The following is a 13,223-nucleotide window of genomic DNA, read 5'->3' as shown; positions in this document are numbered from 1 at the left end:
TGCGGATACCTCGTTTGCTCAGGCTGCATCGCGTGCCTGGCGCGCGCGTTTCTTTTGTTCGTGGGCGTGCATCGCCTCGCGCACCCACTCTCCCTCCTCGTGCGCCTCGAGGTGATGGGCCAAACGCTGACGGTTGCACATGCCGTTGCCGGCGACCACGCGGTCGAACTCGTCCCAGTCGATCTCGCCAAAATCGTAATGTCCGCGTGCCTCGTTCCAGGCCAGCGCCGGATCGGGGATCCTCAGGCCCGCGAATTCGGCCTGCGGTACGGTCTGGTCGACGAATTTCTGCCGCAGATCATCGTTCGACTGGCGCTTGATCTTCCATTTCATCGACTGCGCGGTATGCGCGGAATCGGCATCGTGGGGCCCGAACATCATCAGCGAGGGCCACCAGAAGCGGTTCAGCGCATCCTGCGCCATCGCTTTCTGCTCGGCGCTGCCATTGGCCAGCGCAAGCATGATCTCGTAGCCCTGGCGCTGGTGAAAACTCTCTTCCTTGCAGATGCGCACCATGCCCCGGGCGTAGGGTCCGTAGGAGGTGCGCTGCAGGGAAATCTGGTTGACGATCGCGGCACCATCGACCAGCCAGCCGATCGCGCCGATATCGGCCCAGGTCAGCGTCGGGTAGTTGAATATCGAGGCGTACTTCGCGCGCCCCTCGTGCAGCGCCTCGTTGAGTTCCTCGCGGGTGATGCCGAGGGTCTCGGTCGCGCTGTAGAGATACAGTCCGTGGCCACCCTCGTCCTGCACTTTCGCGAGCAGTATCGCCTTGCGGCGCAGCGTCGGTGCGCGGGTGATCCAGTTCCCCTCCGGCTGCATGCCGATCACCTCGGAATGCGCGTGCTGGGAGATCTGCCGGATCAGGTTCTGGCGATACTTCTCGGGCATCCAGTCCTTTGGCTCGATGCGCTGCTCGGCATCGATGCGCTCCTCGAAACGGCGCAACAGTTCCTCCTCACCAATGGCTCCAAAGCTGCTCATATCCGGCTCATCTTCCTGCTATTCCTCACAAACCTTGCCGCGGTCCGCTCGCGCAAGCACTCTCAAACCCGTTCGATGATCATCGCTATGCCCTGCCCGACGCCGATACACATCGTGCAAAGTGCATAGCGCCCGCCACGATGCTCGAGTTCGTGCAGCGCCGTGGTCAGCAGTCGCGCGCCACTCATGCCGAGCGGATGACCGAGCGCAATCGCCCCGCCGTTCGGATTGACATGTGCCGCGTCATCGGGCAATCCCAGTTCGCGCAGTACCGCAAGACCCTGCGCGGCAAATGCCTCGTTCAGTTCGATCACATCCATCTGCGCCAGGCTCAGACCCGTCAGTGCCAGCACCTTGCGGCTCGCCGGCGCGGGGCCGATACCCATGATCCGCGGCTCCACACCGGCCACGCTCATGCCGACGATGCGCGCGCGCAGGCGCAGCCCAAAGCGGCTCGCCGCGTCCGCGGAGGCCAGCAGCAGCGCACAGGCGCCGTCATTGACGCCCGAGGCATTGCCTGCGGTGATGGTTCCGCCCTCGCGAAACGGCGTGCCTAGCTTGGCCAGCATCTCCATCGTGGTATCGGGACGCGGATGCTCATCGGTATCGATCAGCAACGGCTCGAGCTTGCGGCGCGTGATCGCAACCGGCACGATCTCCGCGCGCAACCTCCCGGAGGAAATTGCCGCGCCCGCGCGCTGCTGGCTGCGCAGCGCGAATGCATCCTGGTCGGCACGGCTGATGCCGTAGTCCGCCGCCACGTTTTCACCGGTCTCGGGCATCGAGTCGACACCGTATTGCGCTTTCATCAGGCGATTCACGAAGCGCCAGCCGATCGTGGTATCGAAAATCCGTGCCTCGCGGCTGAACGCGCTGTCCGCCTTCGGCATCACGAACGGGGCGCGCGACATCGACTCCACGCCGCCCGCGATCAGCAACTCGGCTTCCGCGCAGCGAATCGCGCGCGCAGCCGAGCCGACCGCATCCATGCCCGAACCGCACAGGCGGTTCACGGTCACGCCACCCACGGTGACCGGCAAACCTGCCAGCAGCGCGCTCATGCGCGCCACGTTGCGGTTGTCCTCGCCGGCCTGGTTGGCGCAGCCGTAGTACACATCATCGAGCGCGCCCCAATCGACACCCGCATTGCGCTCGATCAGCGCGCGCATCGGCAGCGCGCCGAGATCGTCGGTCCTGATGCCCGCCAATACACCGCCATAACGGCCGATCGGGGTCCGTACCGCATCGCAAATAAAGGCGTCTCGGCTCATGAATCCCGGTCTCCCGTCATGCTCTCGTCGGTAGTGAACGAATTGCCGCGAAAACACGCGATCAGTTTGCCGTCGCCGCGATGCACCTCGACGTCATACACGCCGGTTCTCCCGCCGCGACTCAGTTCGCGCGCTTCGGCGCGCAACACATCGCCGAGCCTGGCCGGGCGCACGAAATCGATGCCCGCGCCCTGCGCCACGGTCACCCGTCCGTAGGTATTGCAGGCAAACGCAAAAGCCGAATCGGCCAGGGTGAAAATATAACCGCCGTGGCACCTATCGTGACCGTTCAACATATCCTCGCGAACCGTCATCGTGATCACCGAGTGTCCGCTGCCAACGCTCTCGATACGCATCCCCAGCGCCTGCGAGGCTCGATCGCCGGCCCACCTGCGCTCGGCACAGAACTCGGCAAGACGCTGTGGATCGACTCCGTCCATGGTCTCATTCACCCTTGAATACCGGCTTGCGCTTGTCCCTGAACGCCGCGACCCCTTCCTGGTAATCGTGGCTGTAGCCCAGCTCGCGCATGAAGCCCTTCTCGAGTTCGAGTTGCTCGTGCAGGCTGTTCGAGGTCGACTGGTTGAGGGCCTGCTTGATGCGCGCAAGCCCCCGGGTCGGCTGGGTAGCCAGATGCCTCGCCATCGCCAGCGCCTCATCCCCCAGCATGTCGTCATCGACGCATTTCCAGATCAATCCCCACTGTTCGGCTTTTTCCGCCGAAAGCTTTTCACCGAGCAGCGCGAGCCCCTTGGCGCGCGGCAGCCCGATTGCGCGCGGCAGGTTCCAGGTGCCACCCGAATCCGGCACCACGCCAATCTTCGCGAATGCCTGCACGAAGTTTGCCGAACGCGCCGCGAGCACGATGTCGCAGGCCAGCGCTATGCTCGAACCCGCACCCGCCGCAACACCGTTCACGGCACAGATCACCGGCATTTCGAGCGCCACAATGGCGCGAATCAACGGATTGTAGTTCTGCTCCACCGAGTCACCGAGGTCGACCGCACCCGCGCCCGGCGCCACCGCGCGATCATTGAGATCCTGCCCGGCACAAAAGCCCCGCCCGTTACCGGTGATCAGCAGACAGCGCACCGCAGGATCCCGCCGCGCGCTTGCCAGCGCCTCACGGACCTCCCGGTGCATCTGCGCATTGAAACTGTTCAACGTCTCGGGGCGGTTGAAACGCAACACCCCGACACCCTCTTCCACGCAGTACTCGATAGCCTCAAAAGTCATCGATTGGCTTCCGCTGCAATGACAACGAACCCGACCACGCGGCGCGCAGCCGGCTCATGCATCTCTCCGTTCCACCAGCGTCAGGATGTCATACACCGCCACCGCCTTGCCGTCCTGGTTGCTGACTTCCACCTCCCACACCACCACTCCGGTCGCTTTCTCGTCCTCGCTGCGCTTGTCCTTGGCGATTTTCTGCTTCGCGGTCAGACGCGCCTGGATCGTGTCACCGATACCCACCGGCTCGACGAAGCGCAGGTTCTCCATCCCGTAGTTCGCCAGCACCGGTCCGGGCGCCGGCGACACGAACATTCCGGCAGCTGCCGAGATCACGAAATAGCCGTGCGCGACGCGTTTGCCGAACAGCGAATCCTTCGCCGCCAGCTCGTCGAAATGCGCATAGAAATGATCACCCGACAGACACCCGAAATTCACGATATCAGCCTCGGTGACGGTGCGCCGGTGAGTGATCAGGGTCTCGCCGATCTGCAGGTCCTCGAAATAGCGCCGGAAAGGATGCACATCGCCGGTGATCCGGCTGGAACCGGGATTGAACTCGCGGGTGATCGCGGTCAGCGTATCCGGCGAACCCTGGATAGCGGTGCGCTGCATATAGTGCTTGATCGCGCGCGAGCCACCGAGTTCCTCGCCGCCGCCCGCACGGCCCGGACCACCGTGTACCAGTGCCGCCAGCGGCGAGCCATGCCCGGTCGATTCCTTCGCGCAGTCGCGGTTGATCACCAGCATGCGCCCATGCCATGCCGCGCAGCCGAGAACAACCCGTGCGGCTTCCCGGTTGTCGGCGGTAAACAGCGAGCCGACCAGGCTGCCCTTGCCAAGCCGCGCGATCGCTATCGCCTGCTCCGTGTCGCGGTAAGGCATCAGCGTTGCAACCGGACCAAAAGCCTCGATTTCGTGTGCTTCGCTGCGCGTCAGCGGAGCGGCGCACAACAGCAGGGTGGCCGGAAAAAACGCGCCTTTTTCCGGGTCTGCGCCGAGCACCTCGAAATCGCGGCTGCCGCCATAAACCACTTCCGCGCCCGCCCGCAGGCGCTCCACTGTCTCCCACACATCGCTGCGCTGCGCAGTCCCGACCAGGGGCCCCATCCGCACCCCTTCCACGCCCGGATCGCCCACACGCACACTTTCGAGTCGCTTTACGAGTGCCGCCTGCACCGCTCCAAGCAGATTCTCGGGCACGATCACGCGGCGGATCGCGGTGCATTTCTGTCCCGCCTTGGTCGTCATCTCCTTGACGACTTCTTTCACGAACAGCTCGAACTCGGGCTGATCGGGCGTTACATCGGCCCCGAGGATGCTGCAGTTCAGCGAATCGGCTTCCATGTTGAACGGGATGCTGTTGGCAACGATATTGGGATGGGTCTTCAACTTGCGTCCGGTCGATGCCGAACCGGTAAAGGTCACGCAATCCTGCTCGTCCAGGTGCTCGAGCAAATCGCCCACGCCTCCGCAGATCAGTTGCAGGGCGCCCGGCGGAAGAATTTCCGCCGCAACGATCTCGCGCACCATCGCCTCGGCGAGGTAACAGGAAACGGTTGCCGGCTTCACGATCACCGGCACGCCGGCCAGCAGGCTCGGAGCGATCTTCTCCAGCATGCCCCAGCAGGGAAAATTGAACGCGTTGATATGTACCGACACACCCTCGCGCGGAACCAGTATGTGGCGGCCGATGAAACTGCCCTTCGCCGACAGCCGCTCGGCGGCGCCTTCCACCAGGAATGTCTCGTTGGCGAATTCGCGGCGCGCGATGCTCGCGTAACTGAAGACGGTACCGATGCCGCCTTCTATGTCCACCCAGCCGTCGGCGCGGGTCGCACCGGTCCAGGCCGACACGGCATAGAACTTCTCCTTCATCGCCATCAGGTGCTGGGCGAGACGCTTCAGCAGCGCCGCGCGCTCGTGAAACCTGAGCTTGCGCAACGCCGGAGCGCCATGCTCGCGCCCGAACTTCAAAACACGGGTGAAATCGATTCCACTGCTGCCGGCATGGCCGATCGGTTCGCCGGTCACAGCATTGTGCAACGCCACGCCGCGATCACTGCCCGTGACCCATTGGCCGCACACATAGCTCTGAATAGTTGCCGTTCCCAACTTTTTCTCCCCGATGGTGAATTATTATCTGTGGCAAGGCGCGCAGAGCATGATACATCGACGTTACTTCAAGTCAATTTCCTGTATTACATTTCTCAAGCCCTGGATATTCACGCGGACACAGCGAGTTCTTCGTGCGCGCGACAACGGGAAAAATAGTTCATGCGAAGCTGCGCTACCCGAGTCATTTCGCCGATGCTGGCGGACATGGAGCAGGACGCGGATGGCTCACTGACGCACTACATTCAGAAGGATTTACCGGGCAAGAACAAGGAAGCCAACCGGCGACCCGCGGTGTTGGTGGTCGCACACGTCTTGCATGACTCCGCTGGCCGCGGAGGTCGAATCACACCGATCACGCATCCGAATACCGTCTTGCGGCCTCGCGCCATTGCGTGGGGGTGATCCCGGACCAGCGGCGGAATGCGTGTGTGAACGCACTGGGATCGGCGTAGTGGAGGCTTTGTGCGATCGCAATGACCGGCATCCCGGTATCGAGCAGAAGTTGGCGCGACACTTCAAAGCGGATTTCATCGCCCAGGACCTTGAACGCGACGCCGTAGGGGCGCAGGCGGCGGTCCAGGGTGCGGCGGTGCATGCCCAGCTCGGCGGCAACGGATTGCATCGAACAGCTGCCCGCCAATAGCTGCCGGCGCACGACACGGCGCACCTGTGCGACCAGATCGCCGGTTTCGCTGGCCTCCATTGCGCGGGCTTTCGCTTCAAGGACGCGCAATCGGGCGGGGTCGGCGGTGGCCATAGGGGCTTCGAGCCACACGCGTTCGAACACCACCGCGGATTGTTCGACATCGAAGCGCAAGGGCGCCTTGAGGATCTTGATGTACGGCTGGATGTCGGTCGGACGGCTGCGCGAAAGCCAGATTTCATGCGGCCGCCACTTGCGGCCACAAAGTGCCCGAAGGACATTGCACGATGCAGCCAGGATATTGTCGCCGAGAATCTCGGCACGCTCGACGCCTGGCTCGTAGACGCTATAGCTGAAACTCGCGAATTGCGCAGTTTCCGACAACGTCAGCAGGCCGCCACCATCGGTCAGGGTCATGAAACGGCTCATCAGTTGAAGCGCGGCACGCACGTCCGCGGCGGCTTTGGCCAGTTCGGCCACGATGCCCAGCGCCTCAAACGGCGTTGCTTCGCCGATCAGCAGGCCAATGTGCGCGCATCTGGTGCGATCGGCGCAGAAGCCAAGCAGCCGGGTGCCTTCCCTGAACGGAATCAGGTTGTCCGGATGATCGAACAGGCTGATCGGCAATCCGGATTCAGCCAGCAAGCTGTCCAGGTCCACTTCAAATTGCTCCAGCAACGGGCGCAACGCCATCGTCGAGGCGACTCGGTCATAGCCACCCGGCACCACACCGGTCGCGCGAACGGTAGTGGGCCCTGGTTCGCTCCGAACCCTTACTGACATCTCAAGTACCTGTTGCTGCACGGAGAGGAGTCCCATCAGGCAAGCCCGCCTACCTCAATGTGTCACAAAAAAACAAGTGAACGCAATTGTCTTGCGTGTATACATGAACGAAGGGGATGGCTGCGCGGCTGCTTTGTCAAATCGCGCAATGCCGGTTATCGGTCGCAGTGGATGGAACCGACCGGCTTGGACTGCCCGTGCGCAATGACACTTTCAATCCCCTATGTGGACCACCGAGCCAAGGAGCAAGTCATGAAACAGATATCCAGCCTACTGACTGCTGCCGTCGCCATCGCTGTATCGACATTGGCCGCCATGCAGCCGGCGCAGGCACAGGTGTCACCCGCAACCCTGAAGGCGATCTCGATGCCGGACAAGGTCGAGACATCGATCGGCAGGCTGGAATTCTTCGATGGTGTGCCCACTGACGCCACCATAGACAAGATTTACGACAATCTCGACCGCATGCGCGGTGTCCAGGCGTATCTCGACAACCAGGGCGCGGCATCGCTGTATGCCATGCGCATGGGTAATGCAGGCATCGGTGGGACTTCGAACACCGTCACTATCACCGAGCAACTGCTCAAGCCGGAATCGCTCTATCTGACCGGCAATACCTCGACCCTGTATGCGCTGACCTATCTCGACCTGAAGGTCGACGGTCCGCTGGTGGTCGAACTGCCGCCGGGCATGCTCGGTTTCCTTGATGACGCCTGGTTCCGCTACATCGAAAACATGGGCCTGCCCGGCCCGGACCAAGGCAAGGGTGGCAAGTACCTGCTGCTGCCTCCGGGTTACGCCGGTGCCGTCCCCGATGGTTATTTCGTCGTCAAGATGCCGACGTATCACAACCTGATGTTTCTGCGCGGATCGATCGCCAAGGGTCTGGAACCAGCCGTCAAGAACATCAAGAACGGGCTCAAGATCTATTCATTGTCCACGGCTGCCAATCCTCCGGCGACCGAGTTTGTCAATATGTCCGGCAAAAGCTACAACACGATTGTGACCAGGGACTTGAGCTTCTACGAGGGCCTTGATCAGATAGTTCAGGAAGAGCCGATCGATGCGATCGGGCCGGAGTTGCGTGGCAACCTGGCCGCCATCGGCATCGTCAAGGGCAAACCGTTCAAGCCTGATACACGCATGCAGAAACTGCTTATTGAGGCCGCAACCATCGGCGCCGCTACCGCGCGAGCCATTACCTACCAACCGCGCATCGATGGCGTGGAAATCTATCCCGACACCCACAGCGCCTGGACCATGGGTTATGCCAACAAGAACCCTTCGTTCACTGACGATGGCGCGATGAATCTGGACGCGAGGGTGCTGTTCTACTACAACGCGACCGGCGTCACTCCGGCCATGGCGATGACGCGAGCGGGCGCCGGATCCGATTACGGCATTGCCTATCTGGACTCCGACAAGAAGGCGTTCGACGGCTCGAAAACCTACAAGCTGCACCTGCCACCGAATGTGCCGGTGAACAATTTCTGGGCAGTCACGATCTACGACACCCAGACGCGTTCATTGTTGCAGACGGGACAACCGTTTCCGACCCTGGGCAGCCAAAGCAAGGGCTTTGAAAAGAACGCCGACGGTTCCCACGACATCTATTTCGCGCCGAAACCACCGGCCGGCAAAGAGGGCAACTGGCTACAGACCAATCCCGGCAAGAGCTGGTTCGCCATCTTGCGCATGTACGGCCCGTTGCAACCGTGGATTGACAAGACCTGGCGGCCGAGCGAGATCGAACTGGTCAAGTAGTCGCCATTTGCATCAACACCAGTCTTTGGGGGTGAATTCGAAATGAAGAATCTGTTCTTGCGTACCGCACTGGCATCAATGTGCATGCTTCCGCTTGCTGCTCTGGCCGAGGACGCCATCGTCGTCAATGTCGACAATTTCAACAAGGCACAAACCGATCATGAGTTCGCGGGTACTCTGAAAATGACCGGCGGCATCAACAAGTTTGTTCACAACCGCGCACCGACACCGGTCGACAAGCAGAACGTCATCCGCATGAATCGCGACACGCTTTACAGCATGGCTGTCGTCGACATTTCCAACGGCGCGACGATCACCCTTCCGGATGCCGGCAAGCGCTATATGTCATTGATGCTCGTCAACAATGACGGCTACGTCAACAAGGTTTTCTACGGCGCTGGCGCGCACAAGCTGACAATGGAACAGTTCGATACGCCGTTCGTCTTCGCGGCCGTTCGCACACTCGCCAACCCCGAAGACAAGGCGGATCTGGCAGAAGCGCACAAGCTCCAGGACCAGATCAAGATCGAAGCCGGTTCCGCGCAAGCTTATGTCCTGCCCGATTACGACGAGGCCAGCTACAAGGCGACGCTCGGGGCGGTTCTCGAACTGGCGAAGGGCCTGAAACGATATACCCGCACGTTCGGCTCCAGGGACGAGGTCGACCCAGTCCATTTCATGATTGGTAGTGCTTCTGCCTGGGGCGGCCTGCCAGACAAGGACGCTCAGTACGACAACATTGAACCCAAGCTGCCAGTCGGCAATTACGAGCTGACGGTCAAGGATGTTCCGGTCAAGGGATTCTGGTCGATCAGCCTCTACAACGAGCAAGGCTATTTCCAGAAGAACGACCTGCATGCTTACAGTCTGAACAATCTGATCGCAAAGCCGAACAGCGATGGCTCCTACACGGTGCGCTTTGGCGGCTGCACGGCCAGCACCGAGAACTGCCTGCCGATCATGGCGGGCTGGAACTACAGTGTGCGCATGTATGAGCCGAGCCAGCAGATCATCGATGGCAAGTGGACGTTTCCCGGGCCGCCGACAAAACGAGACCCCTAAGCTTGCAAGCGAGCTAATCCAACTCTTGAGCACCTGAGGAGAAAATCGTGAAGCAGAATTCCAGTCCACTCAAGGCACTTGCCGTGGCAATCGTGCTGGCCCTGCCCGGCATCCAGGTCGCGCAGGCCCAGGTTTCGCCCGACACCCTGAAGTCGATTTCCATCCCCGACAAGGTCGCGACATCGATCGGCAAGCTCGAGTTCTTCGACGGCGTGCCGGCCAACGCGGCGACCGTCGAGAAGGTCTACGACAATCTCGACCGGATGCGCGGGACCGAGGTATTTCTGGACAATGTCGGCGCCGTGTCCATGTACAGCGTGCGCAAGGGCCTGGACGGTGCCGGCGCCCAGGGGGCCAACAAGATCGCTGTATTCGAAGGGCTGATGGATTCGCAGACCCTGGTGGTCACCGCCAACACCTCGACGCTCTACGCCTATACCTACACGGACCTGGCCAAAGACGGCCCGACGGTGATCGAAATTCCTCCCGGCATGCTCGGCTTCCTCAACGACGCCTGGCAGCGCTTCGCCGGCAACATGGGCGTGACCGGCCCTGACAAGGGCCAGGGCGGCAAGTACCTGGTGCTGCCGCCGGGCTATTCCGGCGCCGTGCCCGACGGATACTTCCCGCTCACGCCGGCAACGAACCGGAACTTCCTGTTCCTGCGTGGTTCGATCAAGAATGGGCTGGCACCGGCGGTCAAGAACATCACCACCGGCCTCAAGGTCTACCCGCTGAAGGACGCCGCACATCCGGCGCCGACAGAGTACGTCAACGTCTCGGGCAAGGCGTTCAACACCATCTTCCCCAGCGACTTCAGCTATTTCGAAGACCTCAACGAGGTCGTCCAGCAGGAACCGATCGACGCCATCAGCCCCGAGGTACGCGGTGAAATGGCCGCCATCGGCATCGTCAAGGGCCAGCCGTTCACGCCCGACGCGCGGCTGAAGAAACTGCTGACCGAGGCCGCCACGCTCGGCGCCGCCACCGCGCGGGTCATCACCTACCATCCGCGCATCGCCGGCGTGAATATCTATCCGGACGACTCGAACAGCATCTGGTCCACGGCGTTTGCCAACAAGAACACCAGCTTCGAGGCCGACGGCACCATGGACCTGGATGCCCGCGTGCTGTACTACTTCAATGCCGGCGGCGTAACCCCGGCCATGGCCACCACCCATGCGGGCGCGGGTTCCGACTACGCTCTGGCGGTCGTGGATGCCGGCAAGCAGCCATTCGACGGCGCCAAGACCTACAAGTTGCACTTGCCACCGAATGTGCCGGTCAATGACTTCTGGGCCGTCACCATCTACGACACCCAGACCCGCTCGCAACTGCAGACCAGTCAGAAGTTCCCGACAGTCGGCAGCCAGTCCGATGGCATCAAGAAAAATGCCGACGGCTCCTACGACCTCTATTTCGGGCCGAAGGCACCAGCAGGTGAGGAGGGCAACTGGCTGGCGACGGTGCCGGGCAAGAGCTGGTTCGTGATCCTGCGCATGTACGGACCGCTGGAGCCATGGATCAACAAGACCTGGCGGCCAGGCGAGATCGCGCTGGTCAAATGATCCTTACGTCGTGCCCCGCTCGAATGTGCGCCTCGCGTACCTTTGGGTGGGGGGCCAAGCCACTATTCAGTGGCTGTCCCGGATTAGGATCTATTCGGGCCAGCGTCAACCAAAACATGAATCAAGAGGAATCATCATGAGCAAGCTTCCCCACATCCCCCTCAGGTTGGCCGCAGCCAGTCTTCTGGCAGTCGCCCTCTTGTCCGCCGGCAACAAGCCGGCCGACGCGGCTCCCACGACGACGGTGCCGGCCGACACGACAGCGACAAAAGCCACGGCGCCAGCATCCATACTGAGCATCGACGAGTTGAAGGCCATCGCCGAGGAAGGCTTCATCTACGGCCTGCCGCTGGTCATGAACTACGCGATCATGAACGAATACGCAGTCGACCCGAGCTCAAGCCAGTTCAAGGCGCCGTTCAACCAGATCAAAAACCTAGCGCGGGTGTTCACCTACAAGGACACCGCAGTTGTTACCGCCAACAGTGATACACCCTATTCCTTCCTGTGGCTGGATCTGCGTGCCGAGCCCATGGTGATCTCGGTGCCGGCAGTGCCCAAGGATCGTTACTACTCGGTGATGCTGGCCGACGGCCACACCTACAACTACGGCTACATTGGCAGTCGTGCCACCGGTAACAAAGCCGGCAGTTACATGATCGTCGGGCCCGGCTGGACGGGTGAAAGGCCAGCGGGTATCGACAAGGTCTTCCACTCACTCACCCCGTTCAGCCTCGCGGCATTCCGTACCCAGTTGATCGATCCCGCGGACATGCCCAACGTGGAGAAGATCCAGGCCCAGTACAAGGCTGAACCACTGTCGGCATTTTTGGGCCAAGCGGCACCTGCTGCTGCGGCGGATCCCGATTTCCTGCCGGCCACCACGGCTGGAATCAAGGCGAATTTCTGGACCTATCTCGGCGCTGCGCTTGAATACATTCCCGAAGCGGATGAGGACAAGGGCATCCGCACAAAGTTGGCCACGATCGGTATCGCTCCCGGCAAGAAATTCGACTTCAAGAGCCTGTCTCCCGAGCTCCAGCAAGCGATGGTCGAGGCGATGAAAGCCGGTGACGAGAAGGTCGACACCTATCTGGCCTCCGGCATGACCGACGCCAATGGCTGGCAGCTCGGCTCGTTGCCGGGTGATCGAGACCACTACCACGGCGACTGGGTCATGCGTGCCGCCACCGCCAAGGCGGGTATCTACGGCAACGATGCCGCCGAGGCCGTTTATCCACTGGGCCGTCTGGATGTCAACGGTAAAACCATCGATACCAGCAAGCACAATTACACGCTCACCTTCGCCGCTGGCCAGATGCCACCGGTGAACGCGTTCTGGTCGGTGACGATGTACTACGGCAAGTCCCAATTGATGGTCGAGAACCCGATCAACCGCTACCTGGTCAATACGGCGATGGTGTCCGACATGAAGAAGAATGCGGACGGATCGGTGACCATCTACGTCCAGAAGGATTCGCCGGGCAAGGACAAGGAACCGAACTGGCTGCCGGCGCCGAACGAAACGGCCTACATGGTCATGCGCCTGTACTGGCCGAAGCCGGCCACCGAGGCGGTGTCGATCCTTCCGGTTGGCAAGGGCACCTGGAAGCCACCGGCTGTTGTCGTGGCGAAGTAAGCCACCGGATCAACTCAAGACACGCGGGCCGCCTGGTTACCGGAGCGGCCCGCGCATCCTTCCCACACGACCCGCGCGACGATCCAGCAAGCGACGGGAGCCAAACGTGCCGATATCACGCGCACTTTGGCCCGCGGGAGTTGTGGATGCAGATCCGGTCC

Annotated in this window: 10 protein-coding genes; 4 read left to right on the top strand and 6 right to left on the bottom strand. The window is 61.7% G+C overall.

Translation table 11 applies throughout. The features are described from left to right. Positions 1-18: 18 nt before the first annotated feature. The 6 genes from paaA to IPF49_17945 all read right to left on the bottom strand — a co-directional run bounded on the left by paaA (position 19) and on the right by IPF49_17945 (position 6,939). Positions 19-984 (bottom strand): 1,2-phenylacetyl-CoA epoxidase subunit A, encoded by a 966-nt coding sequence (gene paaA / locus IPF49_17970; protein ID MBK6289486.1) that lies wholly within the window; start codon positions 982-984, stop codon positions 19-21. Between the two features lie 62 nt (positions 985-1,046). Continuing rightward, positions 1,047-2,255 (bottom strand): 3-oxoadipyl-CoA thiolase, encoded by a 1,209-nt coding sequence (gene pcaF / locus IPF49_17965; GenBank protein ID MBK6289485.1) that lies wholly within the window; start codon positions 2,253-2,255, stop codon positions 1,047-1,049. After that, positions 2,252-2,695: a hydroxyphenylacetyl-CoA thioesterase PaaI gene (gene paaI, locus IPF49_17960; GenBank protein ID MBK6289484.1), complete on the bottom strand. Its 444-nt coding sequence runs from the start codon at positions 2,693-2,695 to the stop codon at positions 2,252-2,254. Before paaI ends, pcaF begins: the two co-directional genes overlap by 4 nt. Positions 2,696-2,699: 4 nt before the next feature. Further along, positions 2,700-3,491: a 2-(1,2-epoxy-1,2-dihydrophenyl)acetyl-CoA isomerase gene (locus IPF49_17955; protein MBK6289483.1), complete on the bottom strand. Its 792-nt coding sequence runs from the start codon at positions 3,489-3,491 to the stop codon at positions 2,700-2,702. Positions 3,492-3,545: 54 nt separating this feature from the next. Next, a complete protein-coding gene (gene paaZ, locus IPF49_17950; GenBank protein MBK6289482.1) occupies positions 3,546-5,585 on the bottom strand; it encodes a phenylacetic acid degradation bifunctional protein PaaZ in 2,040 nt (679 codons plus the stop codon). A gap of 370 nt (positions 5,586-5,955) precedes the next feature. Next, positions 5,956-6,939, bottom strand: coding sequence for an AraC family transcriptional regulator ligand-binding domain-containing protein (locus IPF49_17945; GenBank protein ID MBK6289481.1), 984 nt, complete (start codon positions 6,937-6,939; stop codon positions 5,956-5,958). 342 nt (positions 6,940-7,281) lie between these two features. On the opposite strand from IPF49_17945, the gene IPF49_17940 reads away from it, so the two are divergent. The 4 genes from IPF49_17940 to IPF49_17925 all read left to right on the top strand — a co-directional run bounded on the left by IPF49_17940 (position 7,282) and on the right by IPF49_17925 (position 13,062). Continuing rightward, a complete protein-coding gene (locus IPF49_17940; protein ID MBK6289480.1) occupies positions 7,282-8,793 on the top strand; it encodes a DUF1254 domain-containing protein in 1,512 nt (503 codons plus the stop codon). Between the two features lie 78 nt (positions 8,794-8,871). Beyond that, the gene (locus tag IPF49_17935) at positions 8,872-9,855 is read left to right on the top strand and encodes a DUF1254 domain-containing protein (protein MBK6289479.1); all 984 of its coding nucleotides are present in this window, start codon (positions 8,872-8,874) and stop codon (positions 9,853-9,855) included. Positions 9,856-9,938: 83 nt separating this feature from the next. Beyond that, positions 9,939-11,423 carry a DUF1254 domain-containing protein gene (locus tag IPF49_17930; protein MBK6289478.1) on the top strand — a complete coding sequence of 495 codons (1,485 nt, stop codon included), beginning with the start codon at positions 9,939-9,941 and terminating at the stop codon, positions 11,421-11,423. 136 nt (positions 11,424-11,559) lie between these two features. Next, positions 11,560-13,062, top strand: coding sequence for a DUF1254 domain-containing protein (locus IPF49_17925; protein MBK6289477.1), 1,503 nt, complete (start codon positions 11,560-11,562; stop codon positions 13,060-13,062). Positions 13,063-13,223: the final 161 nt, after the last annotated feature.

It is taken from the genome of Gammaproteobacteria bacterium (genome assembly GCA_016705365.1).
GTDB lineage: Bacteria > Pseudomonadota > Gammaproteobacteria > Pseudomonadales > UBA5518 > UBA5518.
The sequence above is the reverse complement of the archived record's forward strand: the minus strand, read 5'-3'. Positions and strand labels throughout refer to the sequence as shown.